The 22338-nt window shown below is 46.5% G+C and carries 20 protein-coding genes; 4 read left to right on the forward strand and 16 right to left on the reverse strand.

Going from position 1 to position 22338, the window contains the following annotated elements; translation table 11 throughout:
• Nucleotides 1-71: 71 nt before the first annotated feature.
• From FM107_RS03285 to FM107_RS03340, 12 genes are all read right to left on the reverse strand, one after another.
• Nucleotides 72-2678, reverse strand: coding sequence for a TonB-dependent siderophore receptor (locus FM107_RS03285; protein WP_086947079.1), 2607 nt, complete (start codon nucleotides 2676-2678; stop codon nucleotides 72-74).
• 75 nt (nucleotides 2679-2753) lie between these two features.
• A complete protein-coding gene (locus tag FM107_RS03290; protein WP_179204389.1) occupies nucleotides 2754-3734 on the reverse strand; it encodes a FecR domain-containing protein in 981 nt (326 codons plus the stop codon).
• Between the two features lie 156 nt (nucleotides 3735-3890).
• A complete protein-coding gene (locus FM107_RS03295; RefSeq protein WP_179204390.1) occupies nucleotides 3891-5132 on the reverse strand; it encodes a S41 family peptidase in 1242 nt (413 codons plus the stop codon).
• 136 nt (nucleotides 5133-5268) lie between these two features.
• Complete coding sequence (locus tag FM107_RS03300) at nucleotides 5269-5769, reverse strand: RNA polymerase sigma-70 factor (RefSeq protein ID WP_086947082.1); 501 nt, start codon at nucleotides 5767-5769, stop codon at nucleotides 5269-5271.
• Between the two features lie 718 nt (nucleotides 5770-6487).
• Nucleotides 6488-7114 carry a biliverdin-producing heme oxygenase gene (locus FM107_RS03305; protein ID WP_256959306.1) on the reverse strand — a complete coding sequence of 209 codons (627 nt, stop codon included), beginning with the start codon at nucleotides 7112-7114 and terminating at the stop codon, nucleotides 6488-6490.
• Entirely contained in the window at nucleotides 7068-7388 is a 321-nt protein-coding gene (locus tag FM107_RS03310) for a DUF6686 family protein (protein ID WP_086947084.1), read from the reverse strand. The genes FM107_RS03305 and FM107_RS03310 overlap by 47 nt, the downstream gene beginning before the upstream one ends.
• A 13-nt stretch (nucleotides 7389-7401) precedes the next feature.
• Complete coding sequence (locus FM107_RS03315) at nucleotides 7402-9789, reverse strand: TonB-dependent receptor (RefSeq protein ID WP_086947085.1); 2388 nt, start codon at nucleotides 9787-9789, stop codon at nucleotides 7402-7404.
• A gap of 284 nt (nucleotides 9790-10073) precedes the next feature.
• The gene (locus FM107_RS03320) at nucleotides 10074-10571 is read right to left on the reverse strand and encodes a hypothetical protein (RefSeq protein WP_086947086.1); all 498 of its coding nucleotides are present in this window, start codon (nucleotides 10569-10571) and stop codon (nucleotides 10074-10076) included.
• A 252-nt stretch (nucleotides 10572-10823) separates the two neighbouring features.
• Nucleotides 10824-11873 carry a hypothetical protein gene (locus FM107_RS03325; RefSeq protein ID WP_143559411.1) on the reverse strand — a complete coding sequence of 350 codons (1050 nt, stop codon included), beginning with the start codon at nucleotides 11871-11873 and terminating at the stop codon, nucleotides 10824-10826.
• A gap of 81 nt (nucleotides 11874-11954) precedes the next feature.
• Nucleotides 11955-12812 carry a hypothetical protein gene (locus FM107_RS03330; protein ID WP_143559412.1) on the reverse strand — a complete coding sequence of 286 codons (858 nt, stop codon included), beginning with the start codon at nucleotides 12810-12812 and terminating at the stop codon, nucleotides 11955-11957.
• Nucleotides 12813-12954: 142 nt separating this feature from the next.
• On the reverse strand, nucleotides 12955-13767 hold the full coding sequence (locus FM107_RS03335) for an HmuY family protein (RefSeq protein WP_086947089.1): 813 nt from the start codon (nucleotides 13765-13767) through the stop codon (nucleotides 12955-12957).
• Nucleotides 13768-13799: 32 nt separating this feature from the next.
• Entirely contained in the window at nucleotides 13800-14483 is a 684-nt protein-coding gene (locus tag FM107_RS03340) for an HmuY family protein (RefSeq protein ID WP_086947202.1), read from the reverse strand.
• Between the two features lie 440 nt (nucleotides 14484-14923).
• On the opposite strand from FM107_RS03340, the gene FM107_RS03345 reads away from it, so the two are divergent.
• The 4 genes from FM107_RS03345 to FM107_RS20170 all read left to right on the forward strand — a co-directional run bounded on the left by FM107_RS03345 (nucleotide 14924) and on the right by FM107_RS20170 (nucleotide 19104).
• The gene (locus FM107_RS03345; RefSeq protein WP_086947090.1) at nucleotides 14924-15772 is read left to right on the forward strand and encodes a hemin ABC transporter substrate-binding protein; all 849 of its coding nucleotides are present in this window, start codon (nucleotides 14924-14926) and stop codon (nucleotides 15770-15772) included.
• A gap of 28 nt (nucleotides 15773-15800) precedes the next feature.
• Complete coding sequence (locus FM107_RS03350; RefSeq protein WP_086947091.1) at nucleotides 15801-16844, forward strand: iron ABC transporter permease; 1044 nt, start codon at nucleotides 15801-15803, stop codon at nucleotides 16842-16844.
• 77 nt (nucleotides 16845-16921) lie between these two features.
• A complete protein-coding gene (locus FM107_RS03355; protein ID WP_086947092.1) occupies nucleotides 16922-18760 on the forward strand; it encodes a heme ABC transporter ATP-binding protein in 1839 nt (612 codons plus the stop codon).
• A 152-nt stretch (nucleotides 18761-18912) separates the two neighbouring features.
• On the forward strand, nucleotides 18913-19104 hold the full coding sequence (locus tag FM107_RS20170; RefSeq protein WP_373407987.1) for a transcriptional repressor: 192 nt from the start codon (nucleotides 18913-18915) through the stop codon (nucleotides 19102-19104).
• A 111-nt stretch (nucleotides 19105-19215) separates the two neighbouring features.
• Here FM107_RS20170 and FM107_RS03365 read toward each other — a convergent pair whose 3' ends face one another.
• The 4 genes from FM107_RS03365 to FM107_RS03380 form a co-directional block, all read right to left on the reverse strand.
• On the reverse strand, nucleotides 19216-19539 hold the full coding sequence (locus FM107_RS03365) for a cupin domain-containing protein (RefSeq protein WP_086947094.1): 324 nt from the start codon (nucleotides 19537-19539) through the stop codon (nucleotides 19216-19218).
• Nucleotides 19540-19655: 116 nt separating this feature from the next.
• Nucleotides 19656-20300 (reverse strand): hypothetical protein, encoded by a 645-nt coding sequence (locus FM107_RS03370; RefSeq protein WP_086947095.1) that lies wholly within the window; start codon nucleotides 20298-20300, stop codon nucleotides 19656-19658.
• A 40-nt stretch (nucleotides 20301-20340) separates the two neighbouring features.
• Nucleotides 20341-21024, reverse strand: coding sequence for an OmpW family protein (locus FM107_RS03375; protein WP_086947096.1), 684 nt, complete (start codon nucleotides 21022-21024; stop codon nucleotides 20341-20343).
• A gap of 3 nt (nucleotides 21025-21027) precedes the next feature.
• Nucleotides 21028-22323 (reverse strand): leucine-rich repeat domain-containing protein, encoded by a 1296-nt coding sequence (locus tag FM107_RS03380; protein ID WP_086947097.1) that lies wholly within the window; start codon nucleotides 22321-22323, stop codon nucleotides 21028-21030.
• Between the last annotated feature and the right edge of the window lie 15 nt (nucleotides 22324-22338).

Raw genomic sequence — 22338 nt, forward strand, 5'->3', positions numbered from 1 at the left:
TGTAGTTTATTGTTTTTTATTATTGTCCGTTTATTTGCCTGTCGGTATCTCTCCATACGCGATACCGTTACTCACATCCGATATGTCAGTTTCAAAAAATACGTATGCCCATAGTATAGCCGGATCGGGTTGACCTCGCGGTCCACGATATGTGCTGGCGGATTCACCATCACATAACTGATATCGTTGACGCCGAGCATATTCCGTATACCGGCCCTGACATCGAGCTTTCGGCCAAAAAAGCTTTTGGAGACGTTGAAATCCAGATTGTGGTACGGATCGGTTTGGGCAAGGATTTTGTAAAATTCCGTCACCTCTTCGCCTGGAGCTCCCGGTTCGTTCACCGGTAGAAATATATACTGGGGCTGTTTGCCGACGTAACGGTAAAAAAGTGCTGCCCGGATTTCTTTCGGGAAAATATAGGTTGCCTGTGCAGTGGCCTGCGAATTGATCAGGAACTTCGCATATTCGTTCTCCGATGCGTCGTCGCTGCCTCTGTAGCCCACGATCGATCCGGTAATGGAGAAGTGGAACTTCTCGGACACCAGCTTGGCATCGAACTGGTTGGACAGGCCGTGATACCTGTTTTCGTTGGTAAAGGTATTGAGGCCTGTCATGACACCCTGGCGTTCGCTGGGGTAAACAATGTTCACGATACGATCCTGTATGTACTGGAACATCGTACCCAGGCTGGTCTGCAGATAGACGCCAGGGCTTACCTCCCGCCGGTGCCCCCATTGCAGCTCAGCGGTCTGTCCGTATTCGGGGCGGAGGTCTGGATTTCCCCGGTATTCGTGGATGGCATCGACATAAGACATATACATCTCCTGAAAATTCGGGAAACGCGTGGATGTCCCCAGGATTAGCCGGAGGTCATTCTGTTCGTCGAGTTTAAATCGTGTTGTAAGCGATTCGTTGGTGCGTACGTTTTGCCCGCTGCTGAAATTGGCACGGAAACCGGGGCGCAGCATGATGCGTGGCGTTACCTGCCACTCGGCGGAGAGCCAGGTGCCGCCATTGGTTAACGTATGTTGCTGTGGATCCATCAAAGTAGAACCACCAAACGTAAGGGTATAGCCTTGGTTGGCAGTAGTCTCGTCCACTTCGTAACCCAGGTTAACGTCCAGCTTGCCCGGCAGAATGGGCTTAAGAAAGGTTCCACGGGAGTAAAACCCCTTGGACTGGAAGTGTTCCATCCAGTCGTTGGGTTCCAAGCGGGTGTGTTCGGGCAAACCGTTCGCCGGATGTATAGCACTGTTATCGAAGAGGTTGATGCCCCGGCGCTTATGGTGCAGGCCGTTGCGCTGGAACGAACCATCCACGGAAAAGTAGGCGTTTTTCCAGAACTCTCCGCGGGCACTGAAATGGTGGTTGTGGCGAAGATTGCGGTAATAGTTGTTGATGCCTAGGTTAACCTCCATATTTTCATCTTTCAGATGAAATCCTTCTATTATGCGTTCGTGACGGGTGAGGTCGGACCGGAAATAGTTTGCCTTGTACATCAGCGACAGCTTGGGCGTTGCGTAGGAAATGTAGGCATTTCCGTTATAGGATACCTTGGGCGACCAGTCATACCCGCGGCTTGCGTACCGGCCTTGCTCGTCACGCTGCCAGTCTTCCGAAAAGGTGCCCCCGCCGTCCAAGCCGTTCCAGAAGCCTTTGAAATCGTCCCGGGATCCGGCGATACCGATAGATAGTCGGTCTGTCAGGTTGTGGCTGGCGTTCAAACGTTGTATGTGCCGTCCTTTGGCAGCATCGTTAAACCGCAGGTTATATTCGCTGGCAACTGTCTCTTCCTGTATATCGATGGACAGATCGGTCTTCTTGTTGGCGCGGCGTTTGGTGATGATGTTGATGACACCGGCAATGCTGTTGGCGCCATATTCCACACCCATGGCGCCCCTGATGATCTCGACACGTTCCACATCATCCATGCTGATGGTAGAGAGATCCACATCGCTGCCCATATTTTCGTCTCCGGCAATGGGGATATTGTCCATCAGGATTTTGGTATATTGGCTGTTGAGGCCGAGTACGCGGATCTTTGACCGCCCGGTGCCGGATTGGTTCTCGATATCGATATTGATCTGCTGCTTGAGCAGTTCGCCCACGTTGGTGACGGACATGCTTTCGATAGTATGTTTGTCGATGACTTCCACGTGGTAGACGGACTTATTGAGTGACTGCGGGCGGAACTGCCCGGTCACGATCACAGGGTTGAGATCGAAACTCCAGGATATTTTGTTGGTGTCCGACGGTTGGGAATATGCGCGCTGTTTGGTGGCGTTCCCTGTTTTCCGGCCTGCCGGGGGGCTTGACCCTATGTGTATGTCGTTGCCTAGGACCATTAACTGTCCTCTTTCCACACCCAGTATGTCGTTGAGGATGGTAAGGAGTGGCGTATTGCTGTATTTTAGGCGTAAAGGGCGTTTACCTTTTATGATCGCATTGCTGTAGGCAAAAGAACAGCCTGCCTTTTTTTCAAGGGCTTTTAATGCTTCCTGGACGGTCACTCTACCTGTGGCGATGGTTACCGGTTTGTTGAGGAGGGTTGATTGTGCCTGTATATTTAAGGAGCACAGGATCAACATCAGCAGGAGAAAGATTGATGGTGTCTTTTTAGAAGGCACATATAACGCATGCCATGTAGATTTACTACATTTGTAAAAATGATTCATATATAGTGTTGTCTGTATTTATTTCATTTTACCACGGTACTTTGTTTGGCGACGGGCGCCGTGGTCTTTTATTATTTAGTATATTTTAATTGTTTTATGCTCATAATCAATGTTGTATCGAAAACCCAGGACGAAGGCCATGCTTCGTAGCAGCTCCTCCAATTTCGGGGCGTCGAATCTTGCATTGTACAGCTGATTGAGTAATTGTTTTCGGGATATAACAATTTTGTACCCGTACCATTTCTCAATCTTTCTGAACGCATCTTCGAGCGGTTCCTGTTCAAATACCAGTTTATTTTCTTTCCAGTGACCGATAAATGGGATGGATGCATATCCTTGCGCAAGTGAATGCGTAGCTTCATCATAAATGGCAAACTGCCCTGCGTTCAGTTCCACGAAATCCTTCTGGTCGCTACCGGTCATAAAGTGTACCGTGCCTTCCGATACGGACACTTCCACCTGCGTTCTGTGCGGCTCCGCCCGGACATTGAATGCCGTTCCCACCACTTTTATCTGCGTATCGTATGCCGTATGGATGATAAATGGATGCTGTTTGTTTGCCGTAACTTCAAAATAGGCTTCTCCGGCCAGTTTGACCTCCCGATCATGACCTAAAAATACTTTGGGATAGCTTAAGGAGGCACCGGCATTGAGATAAACTTTCGTTCCGTCACTTAAAGTGACTATCTTTTTTTTACCGTACGGCACCTGGGTGTGGACGGTTATCTCATTTTGTTTAGGTGGCTTTACACCGTATCTGACTACGCCTATTGTCGTCAGGGCGACCAATAATACAGATGCCGCCACATAGGGTGTCCAACGCCACAATGTTCTTCTGTTGTGCTTAGGGGTAGTAATTTCTTCCTGGGGAATACGTTCCATCAGGAATTCCCACATGACCGACCGGGATCTGGCAATATCCGAAGGGGGTACTTCCGGAGCTTCATGTGTTACGGAGATCGTATCCTCCTCCAGCCAAGCGCTTACTGCTTCACGTTCTTCTTCTGTGCATTGGCCCAGGTGATATCGCTTCAGGAGTTCCGGTGTAACGTTCATATATACTATTTCGTGCTGTTGTACCATATACTCGTAAAACCGGACCTTATCCCTTAGTGTAATTTTTAATTAAATTATAACGTTCTTGTTTTCAGTGAAATAAAATTTTTAAAAAAGGTTTGTATAAGAACGATTCTGTTTAGGCAAGGGAGATGATCATTCCTTCTTTAGGGTTAATCCCGACGGCTCCATTGGGATCGGGTCTGTTATTCTCACGATCAGCTCTTTTTGGGATATTTTGGAAGGTACCCGATTTTGGCTTTTGTTCTGTATGCCTTCTCCTTCAAGAATTTCTTTGATTGCGCTGTCCGAGGGATTCCCCCAGGCGCTTGGATACATATCGACGGGTGTCGTGACCGTAGGCGGTATTCCGTCGAAATATCCGTTCCAGCCCTCCGCGTTCAGCAGATGGAAACTCGGCAGGAACAGGCTGTACTTATCGATATTTATACCAAACGATCCGACGGGTTTACCGTAGGTCGGCTGACCTACTATGCTGATATCCAGATATGGCTTTACGATACTTATCAGCAGTTCAGCTGCAGAGGAAGTCCGCACAGAAGTAATAAAAGATATTTTTCGTATATCGTTCATGTTCCCGAGTGGGTCAAAATATTTGGTATTTGCCGTGGTACTATAATCCACATCAGCCATCGTAGCCGGCCGGCCTTTATAATATACCACCTTTCCGTTTTGGTCAAGATAGGGTTGGTAGCCCAGGATAGTTGCATTTCCTTCCTGCATCTGTTTGTTGAAGACCTGGGAAAACATCAGCTTGCCCTTCAGATGAGAAGGGGCAAGGAAATTTGCTATATACTCGGCTGTTTCAACATACCCTCCATTGTTGGTCCTCAGATCAATGATCAGTTCATCGATAGATTGGCCGGAAAGAAAACTGAAGGCCTCGTCATATTCGGCCTTTGAATCCTTCAAGGTTGGGAAGGCGTCTAAGACGATATAACCTATTTTCCTGTTATGATGTGGCAGGATGGCCCGGTGCAAAACGGCTTTGCCGATGGTCGTTCCCGATGCCCGCATAAGGCCGCCCGCGGTTCCTGTTTCTGTAATGAAGGAATACTTGGGTGTATTGGACTGGATAGGATATTCAAACGGTCTGCCCGTCTGTGGATTGGTTTTAAGTTGGGTAATGTCGAAAAGCTCTTGTTTGAAAGCCGATATTTCAGATGCTTCGCCAGGATAGCGAGACCTCGGGGCAAAATCTGTATAGCTTGGCAAGGTTTCGTTCCACAGATAAAGCTGCTTGGCATATAGAAAAATGGAATCTTTGGTCATATCGAACCTTGACCCGGTAGTAGGGGACACGATAGGGTCGGATGGCAATGGGAGCGGTTCATTTTTTTTGCACCCGGCCAACAGCAACAGTATTAAAAATCCCATTTTTTTCATCTGTGTATAATTTTTTTTTATGGTGATGAAGCTACTAGATTTATTCATTCCCCTATGTGGTTGAATAAATCATGATGGTTTCATAAGGGCGGATATTGATGAAGAGTAAGGTTTCAAGGTTCTGGTCTTAGCGTGCCAGACCCAGCTTTTGGCGGATATATTTCAATGCCTTTGTCAGGTGTTGTTCCACGGTTTTTTCGGAAATGGATAATTTACCGGCGATATCCCTGTTGTTCAGTCCCTGATCCCTGCTCATAACATAGATCTCCCTGCATCTGCAGGGCAATTTTTCCACGGCGTGGCCGATCAGTTTTTGTATCTCATTAAAACTGACCTCCTGCTCGGTAAAGCATTGGAAGTCGCAAGCCTGTAACCGCAGTTCGTCTATCAGCAGTTGTTTCCTGCTTTCCTTCCTAAAAAAATCGAATACTTTGTATTTAACCGCTTTGTATAAATATTGTCTGATATCACCCTCAACGGTTAAATCGTTGCGCCTTTCCCATAACGAAAGGAACACATCCTGCACAATCTCCTCCGATTCGCGTTGGCCACAACGGTAACTCAGTGCGTATCTCAGCAATTCATCTGCGTATTGTTTATATATATGTTCGAATAATCTCAGATCCATGATATTACACCAAAAATTGATCTGGCAGGGAAGCTGTTTTTGTGGCTTTCCGTTACCACAAGAAATTTTCCACCCTTTAAATCTGCCAAATATAATATTTTATTTGGAAAGATTCTAAATAATAAAGTTCGATAGTCACTTAAATGTCAATATACGAGTACTTAAAGGCGTCTCCAAAATAGACGGAATGAACCTACTTAGGTACGGGCTGTACTGTTGCTTAAAGAGGTACTGGTATACCCGGATATACAAAACAGACAAGCCCGCACTTAGGCAGGCCTGCACTTGTTTCCGGTATATCATCAAAAATTACCAGTTTTCTTTAAGCGGAAGCGTGTGCACGCTAATTTTTTCTTATCTTCTATAGTTAAAAATCCGTGTTATTTATCCTGTCAGTAAGTTCATCTATTCCTCTAATTTCCATTGGAAAGTTTTTACACCTGGTAAAACTTCCATTCATCTTTTTGCAATTATTATGGTTATTAACGACTTCCTATGATATAGGATTTCTTTCTGCATTTATAGCACACATAGCGCTTTATGGGCAGGAAGAAAAGGAAAGTCTTTACCCACCATGCCCTCGGAACACGATCATAGAGCGTGTTGCCTTTACAGCGTGGACAGTTCCTCAACGGTGTAATGTAACCCGGATTCTGTTCTGTTTTGTAATTTTGCATTCCTGTTTAACCATCTATTTTTATCCCGAAGCACGCCGGTCCTATTGCATGGCCACGGCATCGTCAAAAACATCGCCGAACCGACCGAACGTCTCTATAGCTGTATCTATTGCCCTTTCTCTGTCCATCTCGTTGCCGGGCAGGGCATTCAGCGCAGCGGTAAACGATCCCCACATTTGGCCGGATTCCGCACCGTAACCGCTAAAGAAAGAAAATCCGTTGGCTATACCTTTCTTTTGCAGCATCTGCACGATGTACGGCCCACCCATGATGGAGCCCTCCAATACATACAATGCGCCCATTGCTTGTATGGAATCATCTACTTCTGGTGCAATGGCCACGGGCAGGTCGCAAAGATTCCCACCAAGCGTTTCGATGTCGGCCTTGATGTACGACGAATTGCGCCGTTCCTTATAGTCTGGCAATACCGCCTCAGTATAAGGTGCTATAGCTTTTTCAACAGCGTTGAAATAAGCATAGAAGCATTTCAGCAATCCTACATAATCGGCATCGTTAGCGATGTCCTTGATACGGAGCACTACTTTTTTCTCCGTTTCCTGATGGCCCCTTCTGGTGGCCTCTTTGATTTTTGTACTTAACATTTTCTTTCCTTTTTTTCGTTTAGCTATTAATAATGTTATACACCTGATACAGACACAATGCATCATGAACAGCCGTTTTGAAATCAGCAAACTCCCATTCATCAAAGGCAAAGCTGATTTCGGGATTGGGTGTATGGATGATGACTTTCCATTCGCCATCCGGGAATTCCACACAAGCTGTCTCAAAGAGCACTTCGTCGAGGAAACGGGAAAAATCCGACAATGCCTCCGCATCCAACCGCAAGATAAGGTTGCTGTGCCAGATATGGATTATCTGGCAACAAGTGGTCTGTGTGATCGTTGTTTTGCCCTCCCGGCTCAGTGTTTTCAGCTTGCACATACTATTTCCTTTATCAATTCTTATAAAACCGATACGTCAGCCCCATGAGCAGGACACGACCGGGTTGTCCCGGCATGAGCCTGTCTGTGTAGTCCGTAATATTGTCTGCGGTAAGCTGCAAGCTCAGGTGCTGCTTTATAAGTTTCTTTTCTATCGCCGCATTCACCAGAAAATGCCCGTTCACAAAGGTGTCGTATTGGTCAAGAAAGCGGTTATTGTTCCGGTCTACAAAACCGTACTTACCCCGGTAATTGACCCGTATATTGGCGGTAATATCCCACGGGGCAAAGCGGTAGGCCACCCGCAGGTTGGCCATGTGACGGGAGCGGTTTTCCAGCCCGAAGTAGTCGGATAGCCTGGAATCCCTGAATACCCCGGTAGCATTGTCCCGCACCGACCCGTAAGCTCCAGTGCTGTTGCGGATGCTGTCCATCACACCTTTGTCCTTGGAAACCAGATACTGATAACCTGCTGTAATATCCACATCCCGAAAAGGGCTGTAGCCTATACTTGCCTCCAGTCCTGTGTTGAATGATTCGGGCAGGTTCTGGTAGGTGTATATATCCCTGATACTTGTGCCAGTAGCCACGCGGATGCTGTTGATCTGGTTGGAGAGTTTATGATAGAATACGTTAATATTAATCTTGAGGTTTTGCCTTGGCGTGAAGTCAAAACCACCGTTGAAAGATAGCGACTTCTCGGCCTGAAGGTTCTGATCCAGTTGGTTGACCAGATATTCCCTGATTTCACTGATTTGCCCGGCATCTTTCATGTCCTGGAGTGTCTGGCCGAGCAGTTCTGCACCGATGACTAAGTAGTTGGCTATTGGATTCATAAATACCTGATAACGCTGACGATAATCGGGTGTCTTGAATCCACTGCCGAGCGCCATCTTGAACGTCAGTGTCGGTAGGATATGGTACTGCAAGCCGAGGCTCGGGTTCAGGCGTCCACCGAAACTGTTGTGGTGGTCGTAGCGCAAACCTCCTACTGCTTCTAGTCGGTCACTGATTTTCCAATCGCCTTGCAGGTACGCAAAGCCGCTCCACAGGCCCCCTGGCACGTTGAAGTCCCGGTTGTCCATGTTCTCTACGCTACCGCCCAATCCCCCGGTGAATTTCAGATTGTGTACCGGTGCGTAGGCAAACTGTTGTTCGAAGCGGTGCAGGGTCTGCTCGAATTTTTCGGCGCTGGCCTGGGCGCCGGTCTGCTGCCAAAGGATGCTCATATCCGACACGTATCGGGTGAGGTAATAGCGACTCATGCTGCGTAGGCCGCCATTAAAAGTCTTGTCGTAGGTCAGCGAGGCATTGATATCGGTGATGTCCTGGCTGTCGCCCGCAGTATTTTGGTTACCCCCCGTGCCGAAAATCTGTTGCATATAGGATTTGCGCAAAGCGTACCTTGCTGAAGTGCCTATGGTACTGGTTTCGGTCAATCGGTACCTTGCCCGTCCCTGTACCGTATAGTCATCATAAGGTGGTGCAGTAGTACCTCCTGACATAAATTGGGGGTCAGTATTGAAGCCATCGGTGCGGTAATAGTTGGCAGAGAGGTTGACCGAACCCCGCTGATGATGGAACGGTGTCTCGCCTTCTAAGGTGGCGTCCACAATGTTGAGCGAGCCATACCGCAGGGCAGCCAACGCCTGTGGCTGTATGGCACCGTGACGAGTGACGATGTTGATGGCACCGCCCAATGCCTCGCTACCAAAGAGGCAGGACGAAGCACCCTTAATGATCTCGATACGCTCGATATTGCTCACGCTGATCCGTGACAGGTCGAAGTTGCCGCTATTGCGGCCGACCATCGGCTGCCCGTCGATCAGGATCATCACATAATCACTGCCAAAGCCCTGCATCTGTACGCCCACGGCCCTTGCTCCTCCTCCTATGTCATTGACCACGGCAATGCCCGTCTGCTCTTTCAATACTTCATCCAGTCGGCGGCTGCCCATCTGGGCAATGGTTTCCTTGCTGATGACCGTTACGGGCATGGCGCTACGCTCTATATCGAGCAGATGATCGACGGCAGTCATCTTGCCCAGCACTTCCACCTCGTCCAGTGTATTTTCGCCCTCATCAAGCCGTATCTCGATGGTATTGGTTTTCCCGACCTCGATTTTTGCGTTGACCGTATATGACCGATAGCCCAGCCTACTTATATATACCGTGTATTTTCCGGCAATGACGCCCATGAAGAGGAAGTTGCCGTTTTCATCGGTCTGGGTGTGGTGCATGTCGGGTTCGAGGCGGACACTTGCACCTATTATGGGAGAGTTCTGGTCGTTCAGTACCTGACCGCTAAGGGAACCTCTTATGGTAGATTGGGGATATAAATATGGTAGATTAATAAGCAGAAGAGCAAAGAGAATATACAGCTTATTATTTAGTTTTTTCAATTTTCAGTTTTTTGCTTTTTTTAATATCAATCGACGGAATTACTTAGATACGTGTTACATCACAAAAAATAATCTGCTCCGTACTACCTATATTTTCACGAACTTAGGCCCTGCAACTTTAACAGGATAAGTCCTGTGTGACGATTAATGTATGTTGTTCCGTTACTTTTCTTCTAACCATTACGCTTTCTTATGCAATGGATTTAAATAGAAATGAGGAGCCTATTGGCTCCCCCTTTCCTATAAGCTAATTGGAAAGCATGGTTAATCTTCCCGAAAGCCTGTTACAACTGTTTTACCTCAAAGGTATATATACCCTGGTTATTGGTAGCTGTACCATTGGCCTGGTACCCCGTAGCCGCAAAGGCATAAGTGTTGGTTCCATCGCTGACATACATGACAAAATCCTCAACGAGGCTTACGATGCCACCTTCGGTATATTCATACCAACCTATCGGGTTAGCCCCGGTTCCGGTACCTTTTCTACCTAATGCGTACGGGGCTGCAGTACTTGGAGTACTACTTGTAACATCATCAAAAGCTGTATCGTCACTGTACTGTAGCGTAAAACTGCCTGAAGCTGGGCTAATGAACGAATTGTTATAACTGTCGAACTTTAGTTGTCTGCCCGCACCTGATGTTTCCCCTTGGGTGCCATTAACTATGTTGAAATAAATGGTGCCATAATCACCGCCACCTAAGGCAGGATTTCCCCAGTTTCCCTCCAATGTCACGGACCATGCGGTTAAGGATATTTTTACGTGTTTTAAAAGATGTATCATGATATGATAAAATTTATGGGACTTTTTTTCATAAAAGCCCGGATGAACTAATATTGTGTCCCGTACCGATAAAGTGCAACACATCCATTGCAGCCCCGATTCCCCCAGCGGCCGGTACAGGCACATTAATTTATAACGTAAGCCGTGGGTTGTTTGCTGTGGCGGAGCGATCCATTATTGATTTTTCTTGCTTCTTATTACCATATAGTTTGTTTTTAGATTAAAGTGATTGAAAACTTTTACCATTGTGTTTTACTCCAACACATTTATTTCCGGCCATGGCCATAGTGTACTCAAACTATTTGGAGTTGAGAGATCTGGATTTAAGCCACTTTGTATAATGAATCTGGAATTGTTTATGTTGACACCCGCAATTTTATAATCCGCCGTTACTGTAGTGGGCAATTGATAAGTAAGCCGAGTACCACTATCGCTGATAAGCTTGGCTTTGGCAGAGCTCTCTATATAGTTTCCGTTAGGATCCAAAACAGTAATACCTGCATCCATGAAATTCCCTTCAAAATAGGGGGCGGATTCCCCGCTCAGACTGTAGGAAATAGTTAGTTGGCCACCTGCGGTCACTTCCGTCTGGTCAATGGTTGCACTAAAGCTAAATGCCGTAGACCTTGTCGATGGGTTGATATAATAGGCAGGGAAAGTTACGTTGTAAAAATCGGAGGCAAACTCCAACCTGTACCAGCGCCCCGCTACGATGCCGGCCTCATTGTCGTAAGGTAACCCGCTAACATGCAGTCTGGTAATACCAAAACTGGTAAAATATTTTCTATCTACCGGAAACCTTTGCCCGGTTATGCTGTCTATCAGGGTTATTTTTGCGCTAAGGGTATCTATAAATTCTCCTCGCAGTTCAAAAAGTTGATTCCCCGCATCACCTCCCATTGAGTAGGTAGTACCTATATGGAATTCTAACGTTGTCGCCGGGCGTTTTGTGATGGGTTTCAGGGTATAGGTACGGGTACTGCCATCCTGTGCCGTTACGGTATAAACGGTTTCTTCGCTGAAAGCTACTTCCGTACCCGATGCAGGGCTTACCTTTGCATTTTCCGATACACTTATACTGGGAACAATGCTTTCTGGAACGGGTTGGAACGGAGGCCAGTATACCAGAATGCTATCAGAGGTTACCGTCGCCTTTAATGTATTACCCTCAGCGTCGCTAAGGTCAAACTTTTCAATATCGTTAAATGGGTAGTCCAGATACTCATCGGAGCAGCTATAAGTTATGAACAATATCATGGAAAACAGCCATAGCATCTGTTTTATTCTTATTCTTGTATTCATTTGTTTCTTTGTTATGATTTTTATGTTACGGTGATGGTTTATGCTGCAACTTCTAAGGGTTTAAAAGTGCTGTTTGAACCCTTATTCCTCAACTGTAAAAGATGATACACGGTGTGTTACCACATCGGGCCAGTCGGAATAGGTGCCGTATAAGATCCCCGGACGGTTTTCGCCCAAAGGCAGATCTTCGGGTATTTTTACGGTTGCCGTTGTGCGATCACTGCTTTGTATGGGCAGGTCATACGCTACACCACCTATCTCTACCGTAAGCTTTGTCAGGCCTAAAAACACATAATTGTTCTGGCTATTGAAAACATAGTCTTCACCCCGTTTTACCCGGATCAAACCCGTCGTTAGCTGAGGTGCCCGGTATCTGACGGTCAGGGGTTTTTCTGTTTTGGCTGTATTGCCCAAAAAACCTATTTCCACATCGTAATTACCCGCCGTGGCCTCTGCCGGTATGGGCAAGCGGAACGAATACCCCAGATAGTTATAGGCATTTTTTATCTCCACATTGGTTACATCGGGCTCAAACACCTCTCCGGTTTCCTGATTGGTAAGCTTTGCCGTCAGGGTCTCTGCACTGTAGCTATAGAAATCGCCATACACGGTGATCGTAGCGTTGGGATATCCATTCGCTATATCCGTTGTTCGGAGAAATTCCACGCTAAGGCTTGGCGGCCCTTGGACTACAATTTCCAGCGTATAGGTACGTTTGGTTCCATCGCTACCGGTAACGGTATAGGTCTGTCCGGTTTCCTTAACGCTGACCGGCAGAATCTCGCCCTCCACTTCGGCCCCATCGGCAACGGTTATTTCCGGGTCTATGACGTCTATAGAAAGGTAATAGGGAATATATACCGTAATGGTATTGGCATCATTATCTATACTGCCGTAAATAAAAGCTTCATCGGCTATGTTCGTCACCTTGTATTCCACTATCTTATTTTGTGGCAATAAGGGTGGGTCTATCGTATCCTTGCAGGACGAAAGAAATACTAGAAAAGAAAATACAATCAGTATTTGGGTTATAATATGTTTAGAACTGTAATCCATTTTGTAATTAATTATGAAAAGGGTGTTATCTTGTTATTTCAAATTTTGTGCTTCCTGCCTTGGCCAATACATACTCGAAAGTATAATATACATGAGGAGAGTCCCGTCTCCATTCCGATGGATCGGTTTGGTCCTTGTACAGGCTAATCATCTTTATCTTTGCGTAATTGCCCCGTGCCGTCCGTACCACGAGTGTACGCGGCGGAAGTTTACGCTCGTTTGCGGCACCTTTGTACAGTGTAGCTGTATCTGCGAGACAATAAGCAATGTGTTGGTATTCAAAGGAGCCATCATTAAAAATAGTTCCGGCAAAGTCATAGCAGTAGTAACCTACACCGCTGCCGAATGCTCCTGCGTCGTCCGTCCCGAAAATGCCCGATCCGGTGCGGAACTGCGCATCGCCAGGTATGTCCACCACATCATCAAATGCCTTTTCGAGAATAAGTATGCCACCTTTACCCGGTCCTCGGTAGCCAAGATTGGAAACATCTGTACCATTATTCCCCCCGGCGAAGCTCCTATAAACACCGTTGAAACTGATATCCCATCTGGCGGTCTGTGTGTAGGCGGTGTTCACCGTAGTTTGATTTTCCAAACTGTAGTATATGGGATCTTGGTTTGCCATAGGTTCGTGCCCTGCGGGGAGCTCTCCTCCAAGATTGGTAACGGTAATCAGTTTATTGAAAATAGATTCGTCCACAGGGGGAGCCGGTTCCGGCTCGGGCACACCACTTTCCTTGTCGCAGGATGATAGTGTAGCTATTGAAAGTAGGATAATAAAGCACTTCAATAATGCCTTGTAGAATTTGTCGTTTGTTTTGCAACCTGTTGATGCCATCGGTTCCGTTGTGTAATTGTTTTAATCCTATATTATTTTGTTCTTAAATTTTTGCTGCCGTCCGGTTGTACGTAATACCGAAAGGTAAAGTAAGGTGCAGGCCAGTTCATATTCGTCACATCTGGGGGGTTGCCCTGATAGACATTGAGCAATTCGAGCTTGGCATACTTTCCATCCGGTAGCCTGATGACCCATGTTCGGTTTTTGATCGGGATGGCAATATGGGTGTCCATACTATAAAAGAACCAACCTACAGCGTAGGCATTAGTCGCCCAGCCAACTTTGGTGATCTGGGAGTTGTCAAATTCTTCGTCTGATGGTGCTTCGTTAACATCTGCATAGGGTTGCTCCAACATCAGCACTGCTGTCTCTGTCGCTGGTCCCTCATATCCCGGATTGTAGAAGTAGTTGGCATTATTGATAAAGACCTCGCTATTATAAGGACCGGTAAATGCAATATCCCAATCATCAGTTTTCATCCATTTTGAAGAATCGGCCGCATTGCGGAGCCAGATCTGTTGCTTGTCCGCTAACCGGAACAGAAATGTATCGAATCCTTTCTTGGTCTTTCCTTCTGCCTCGTCACCCATGGATCCGTTGGTGTCACCCGCCAGATCGTAAATGACCGTGCTTTTTCCGTCCTCGATATTTGTGCTCGGAAGAATTTCTTCTTTTTTGCATGACGTAAAGGCGAGGGATAGCGAAGTACATGCCATAAGGAAGTAATTCAACGCTCGTTGGCTCACTTGAAACTTTATGAAAAAACTATTTATGTTACTTACCATTATATTATGTCACTCTATTTTTAATCATTCTAAATAAAAACAACGATGCAATATTAGCCATAACCGCTCACAGGTGATTTGTTCAATCCGTTTTTTCTTTTGTTCAAAACGTTTTATCTTTTGTTCAATCCGTTTTTTCTTGCCCCAAATTGGGCTGTTTTTTTAAAGAAACAGACGAAATATTTTCTATATAAAGCACTAATATTCTGTAAATTATACATGATAATGACTCTCTGTTATTCCAAAATTTCATTTGTTTAATCCGTTTTTTGTCGGATTGTCATGTATTTGTATTTAGATTGATTAAACCATTCTTTTGTGTCAATAATTTATCAGCAAGGCAATTGCTTCCTTGCGATCTGGACTAAACGATGTATTACAAAAAGACAAGAACAATATTGCTGCTAAGCAGCTTTTGCATGCTGTGTGTTCTATCGGCAACAGCCCAACCCAAACGCATCATTACGCTGGGGGGAGCAATCACCGAGACGGTGGCGGCATTGGGATTTGAAAGACAGATTATCGCCGTGGACGTAACAAGCGAATATCCGGTGGCAATAAAGAAATTACCAAAGGTCAGCAGGAACCGTTCGGTCTCGGCCGAGGGGTTGATGGCCTACCGACCTGACCTGGTTATTGCACTACAGGGCGATGTTCCTTACGGGGTTATCCAGTCACTAAAAGGGGCGGGAATCCGGTTCGTGGCCATCAAACAGGAGTATTCGGTCAAAGGTGCATTGGTCTTTATCCGTGACATAGGCAGTGCGCTGGGCGTAAAGGATAAGGCAGAAAAGCTGGCGCAGGAAACCGAGCAGGGTATAACCAAAGCCCTGCAAACCGTAAAGGCAAGTAGTAAGAAACCAAAGGTATTGTTTCTCTACGCCCGTGGTACGGGCACGATGACCGTCGCCGGAAAGGGAAGTAATATGGATGCGATAATCGGTCTTGCCGGGGGACGCAACGCTATACAGGAGTTCAACCGCTACAAGACCTATAGCACCGAAGCACTCGTTAACGCCAATCCGGATGTACTGGTGATGTTCGATTTCGGCATGGAAAGTCTGGGGGGCAAGAACGGCGTGCTGGGCATGCCGGGGGTAGCGTTTACCAAGGCTGGTAAGAACAAAAAGATTGTATCGGTCGATGGCCCGTTGATGATAAATTTTGCTACACGGCTGGATCAGGCTATACTGGCACTGCACCGGGAATTAACCCGATAGCATATTGGATATACTGAAAATATAATAAATGACAAAAAGAAGCATTATATACCTAAGCCTCACCATCGGGCTATTGGTGGTCGTTGTCTTTTCGCTTGGGATGGGCGCAATGAAAATCCCTGTGCAGGAGACCTTGAAGATATTGGCAAAAGCATCGGGTCTGGCTAAGGATGCCGTGGTCGATGATCTGGCAGAAAACGTATTATTGCACGTGCGGCTGCCCCGTGTACTTTTGGGCCTGCTGGTCGGCGCGGCATTGGGCATATCGGGCGGTGCGGTGCAGGGTATCTTCCGTAACCCGCTGGCCGAACCGGGATTAATCGGTATTTCGGCAGGGGCTTCGCTCTTTGCCGTATTGATTATCGGGTTGGAAGCCATCCTGTTCGTTACGTTGGGTCAGTTATTTGGTTTTTATCTGTTGGCTTTCGGTGCGTTCGCCGGAGCAGGATTGGCCGCGATGTTGGTGTACCAGTTTTCCAAGACGGACGGCAAGCCGAACGTGGCAACAATGCTGCTGGCCGGTATCGCCATCAATGCGCTTGCCGGTGCGCTTACCGGACTGGTCACGTACCTCGCCGACGAACAGCAGTTGCGTACCATCACCTTTTGGATGCTCGGTAGCCTGGGTGGAGCCAATTGGAACATGGTGCTGGGCATCACGCCCTTTGTCCTGATCCCCGTATTTGTATTGCCCGTTTACGGCAGGGGGCTCAACCTATTCGCCATTGGCGAGCATCAGGCCGAGCAGATCGGCATGAACCCGAATCGCATCAAAAGCGGTGTGGTCATCCTATCGACACTTGCTGTGGGGGCATGTGTTTCCGTATCGGGTATCATCGGCTTTGTCGGTCTGCTGGTGCCGCACATCGTCCGATTGGTTGGCGGCGTGGACCATCGGCTTGTACTTCCGGCATCGGCCCTGCTGGGGGCGTTGGTGCTTACCCTCGCCGATATGCTGGCACGTGTGCTTGCCGCGCCTGTTGAGCTCCCCATCGGGGTTATCACGGCATTGCTGGGTACGCCGGTATTCCTGTATATCCTGTACAAAGACAAAAAGAAAATATTACAATAGATATGAGATATGCGTATTGAGATGTGAGATAAAAAGTACATCTCAATACGCAATACGCCAATCGCAATACTAAAAATATGTTAAGAGTAGAATCCGTTAGCTACGAAATCAACAAAAGGCACTTACTGAAAGATATTACGTTCAGTATCCGAAAGGGAGAAATGGTGGCCATACTCGGTGCCAATGGGGCCGGGAAATCCACCCTGATGAAAATCCTCTGCCGGGAGAAACAACCCACCGACGGTAAGGTGGTGTACGGGGGCCGGAACCTCAACGACTACACGGCAAAGGAACTGTCCGAAACGCGGGCCACCCTGTACCAGCAGAACGCCATTACATTAGCGTTTACCGTAGAGGAAGTGGTATTGATGGGTCGGTATGGCAAAGAAGCCACATCTGCCGGGGAAGCGGACAGGGTTGCCCTAAAGGAAACGATGGATATCTGCGGTATCAGCCATTTGGCTGACCGCTCCATGCTGACACTTTCCGGCGGTGAGCAACAACGGGTACACCTTGCCCGTGTGCTGGCCCAGGTGTGGGATAACCGGGAAGCGCTCCTGCTGCTGGACGAACCCATCGCAAATATGGATATGCTGTACCAGCACCAGACCTTGGCCATTGCAAACGCATTGGCCAAAAAGGGCTATATGGTAGTCTGTGTGTTGCATGAGATCAATCTCGCGGCGCAGTATGCCGACCGAATCATCATGCTGAAAGGCGGTCGGAAATGGTGGGACGGAGCCCCCGAAGAGGTGTTTACCTCACGCAATATATTCACGGCTTTCGGTGTCCATTCGACCGTGCAGACCAACCCCCGTACCTTGATCACGCAGGTCACGCCGAACGGACTCAAGTTTGACGCTGCGGCATTCAATTCCAACCTTGCCGATATTTATAACAAGCGGTCGCTTCTGGAACGCTTCATTTCCTATCGGGATGAATATCCGGCCAAACCGCTCTGGCAGGTTGCCGAAACACTTGGCGTGAGCGAGGCAGAACTTTTACTTTTGGGTCTGGGCGAGAACGTGACCCTGCTACGACCCGAAGTGGGTGCCATCCTCGGACGGATTGCCGATCTGGGGCTGGTGAAAGGCGTGACCTACAATGCCTATTGCGAAACGGAGCGTACGGGCGTGTACCGGAATTTTTCCAAAGAAGACCACACCCTGTTGTTTTTGGACGAGGATATAGACCTGCGGATATTTCCGGGCCGTTGGAAGCTCGCTTTGGCGGTGGAAGACAAGGGAAAGGAAAGCCTGCGGTTTTTTGACGCCGAGGGGCGATCTGTGCACCAGATCCACCTGACAGACGGCAGCTACCGTGATGTGTACAGGGATATCGTCCTTACATTCCGGCAGGACCGGCAGGTTGCCCCCAAAATAGAACGCACGGGCCGCAAACGCATGGAAGAACGGCGGGACGCGGAGATCGACATCAGTGATTTTCATGTGGCATGGAACGATATGCAGGATACCCACGAGTTTTTCGGACTGCTCAGGCGCTTCGGGCTGACCCGCATGCAGGCGCTACGGCTGGCACCGCCAAGACGGGCGATGCAGGTCAGCCTGGAGTCTTTCCGCAGGACGATCCACCAATGCGCGGAGACCGATGTTCCCGTGATGAAGTTTACGGCCAACGAGGGCTGTGTACAGATCAATACGGGAAAGTTGGATGACATTGACCACACCGATCAATGGATCAGCCTGTCGGAAACTTCCGGCGGTAGATTGCGGCTGAACGAGGATGCCGTCCACAGCGTGTGGCATGTGGTCAAACCGACGGTGGACGGCGATGTCAACTCGTTGGAGCTCTACGATGCCGAGGGCGAACTGATCGTGCAGTTTTTCGGGGAGCGCAAGCCGGGCATCGCTGAATTGGAAAGCTGGCGCGAGGCATTGGCAAACAGTCTTGTTTAAGGGTTATCAATCACAGATTACCAATCATGAGCGCATCAGTTGATCCATCTGCTCCCCACGACGCTTTATTGGAACGGCTGAACGACTACTGCCGTTCAAGGGATATGATGCATTCGGACAGGCGCTGGCGGGTGGCCCTGAAGCTGCGGGAAATGGACAGGGAAGCCGAGGCCGAGGATATATGGATTTCTATAAGGTCTGACGGGTACGAGATCAGTATCAGTTGCGTGTACCAAAGCCTCGGTATACTTACACAGGCCGGGATATGTGTCTCGGCAAAGGTCGGAAACCGCCGGTCGGTCTACCGCATGCATCCAGATTTTAGCATACCTGCCGTCCAGTAGTCCATATAATAACATGGCAATCAACTCATTTATTATTTGTTAACTAAAAAACTGCACAGCCTGAAAATTAATATGGAGCCTGTGCAGTTTAGTATTGATACGAATGTTCGGTCACCCTCTGACCATCGTCAGCAACATCTTGAATGCCGTGGTTGCATATACGGCATGGGGAATATTGGCAGGTAGGATAATCATTTCTCCCGCATTTACCTCATAGGGCTCGCCCGCAATGTGTATCAGTGCTTCGCCCTCAACGACTTGCAGGGCAGCATCAAAGGGAGCGGAATGCTCGCTGAGCTGCTGATCTTTGTCAAAGGCAAAAAGAGTAATGTTACCTGCCTTGCTTTTGGCGATTTGCTGGCTAATCACTCCGTTTAGTGAATATTGGATTCTTTCCTTTAGGGAAAAGACAGTAGGTGTTTCCGTTGTTGTCATTTAATTTAAGATTTTCTTGTTTTAACCTGCGCAGCAACAGTGTTCCTATTGCTGCGAGGCTGTTACGTTTATATATATATTCACTTATACTTTTAATTTACAAATAGTATGACGATTTATAAGTCTATGTAATCATTTGGGTCTAGTCCTACAGGTGACTTTGTAGGATTGGCAATGTTCTTATCTTGGATCCATACATGAGCTATCATCATCATGATGCTTTCATTTACAATAGCTTCCAATATTTGCGAGGTTTTACCTGTTTTAAGATTGTAATTAGCTGTTAATGAATAACCCATGCCAGTTGGCTGAGTTGGTGTTCCAGCCTGTGAAATCTGAAACATATCGTTTTGTTCACACTTGATCGAAATAACATCATTTTCCTTTTTTATTATGTATTTTTCGAAGTAGTAAAAAGTTCCAGATACAGAGAACCACAATACACCTTTTTTATCGATTACCAAGTTTGGAGCCATATATTTGCTACCCGTATTATCCAACTGTGTGGATTTTAATGTTTCACTGAAGTCCGCTGCACTTTTAAAATCAGGATTATCCATAGAACTATATAATAGATATTTATAGTTACTATTATATTTCATTGTTGTTCTTAATTCTTCTTTCAATTCTGCTTGTATTTCCTCTTCGGTTTTTGGTACTTCGGGTTCGGGATCCTTGTCTTTACTGCAAGCTCCAAATCCTAATGTCATCAGTGCAAATGCCCCGATAAATAAGCTGTTATTAAATTGCTTTCTGTTCATGGTTCTAAAGATTAAATATTAAAAAGTTAAAAATTCTTGTTTAAAAGCGGTATCCTATACCCAATGTTACTTGTGCAGGGTCGGGCTTTAGCTGTCCATTCAGCTTCCAGCCTACCGATTTGGTAAAATCGGGATTGACATTGGCACGGCTTGCAAGAAAGTGCCTGATATCTAACTGTACAAACCAACAGTCTGTTATATAATAATCCGTTCCGATACCTATGTGTAGAGCAGAACGGCTGTGGTACTCTACGGCATCGGCTGCCCAACCGGGATCTGGTTTGTCAAACAGCATAAAGGTTCTACCTGCACCTATAAAAGGTTTAATTGGTTTCCATTGATTGATGTGATATTTTACGGACAGGCTTACTGGTGCTATCCACACCCTGCCTAATGGGATTTCATCTCTCAATACCTGCATACTATTGTAGTCGCCATCGGTCATTTTTATATGGTACCTACCGGCAGATGCCGATACTTCTGCCGACCAGTCGGGGGTAAGGAACCATGTGAGTCCAAAACCTGCAACAGCTGAATTGCCCAATTCGTATTTGCCACCTACTTTTTTCAGATAGCTGGTTTCATTGGTTTTTGAATATCCGCCATAAAGCTTTACAGAAAAGGACTTAAAATCGTCTTCCTGTGCATACAGATTATTTGCGGTAATCAGATACTTTATAAGAACGAGACAAAAGGATATTATTTTTAGTTTACTTGTATCCATGCCTTATTCCTCTATGATCTGTTTAAAATTCTTCCAACCGGGTGCATTTTTATATAAATTAGCTGTTCCTGCTGGCACATATAATTTTACCTTTTCAAAATCCGGACTTTTGTTATATTCAGGTGTCCCCAAGGGATTGATTAATATATTGTCGAATAAGGTGTTTGCTGGCGGGGGCGCTACCCAGGCTACATGGACTTCTTCCAGATTGTCCATGCCATTAATAAAGCCTCGTCCCAGTTCTGTGATATCTTTATGAAACCAGATGCGCTTAGTGGTACTTTGGTAAAAACAGCTTTCACCAATATGAACAATCTGTCCAGGAATACGAAGCTCTGCAAAATTGTTGCCTCGCATAGCCCTATTACCCAATTCAACTAAGCTTTGAGACCATTTGATTTTTTTAAGGTGTATTCCGCTAAGAAAACCTTCTCCTACTTCTTTTATACCGTCCGGCATTAATAATTCTTCTATTTTAGTTCCTGCAAAAGGTGCAGACCCTATTGATTTTAATCCTTCCGGGAGCGTAATAGTTTCCAAATCCGCACTTGAAAGAAAGCACTCATCGGGCAATGCGGTTACTTTTGGAGGAAAAGTAAAACTGGTTAGCTTAGTATTCGCAAAGCACCCTCTTTTTATTACTTCTACCGACTCCGGTAGTTCAAGGTCTTCATATGGGTAATATCTATAGGCAAATTGCCCGATTTCTCTTACGGTGTTAGGTAATTGATATTTTTCAATGGGCATATAAGGAATGTCAATCGGATATACATGGCCTGTCTGTTGCACATCTAAACGTAGACTGACTACTTGGAAAGTCAAATCTCCAATAATTTCTACATCCTCCGGAACAATTACCTCCCGAATCCAGTAGGATTCGGACATCACATTGTCCCCTGTACTTTTTATCTTTCTCGGGAAAACGAAATAATCTAAGTTTTTAAGCTTATGAAAAGGAGAATTGATGAATTGCCCTTCAAAAACCTCTGCGTCCCGAAAATCAACCTCCCGTAGTTCACCATTGAACGCTTCGGCTATATACCGTTTTATAATGCCAATATCTTTATTATTGATATGGCCTTTTACAATAAGCTTCTTTATACCAGACCAATTCATTTCATCCGAAGCCACTTCAAAATCTCCGGCTTTTTTGCCTTCATAGATCAGTGTATTGTTGTCATTCTGGGGTAGGATAAAAGTGGAGGAGTTCGCGGGGAACTCCTCCGTCTTATCACATGAAGCCAATATTACCACTCCTATTAACAATAATATACAACCTATTCTGTACGTAGCAGTCATTTTTTGAATTTAGGA

The organism is Sphingobacterium sp. JB170 (genome assembly GCF_900163865.1).
Classification (GTDB): domain Bacteria; phylum Bacteroidota; class Bacteroidia; order Sphingobacteriales; family Sphingobacteriaceae; genus Sphingobacterium.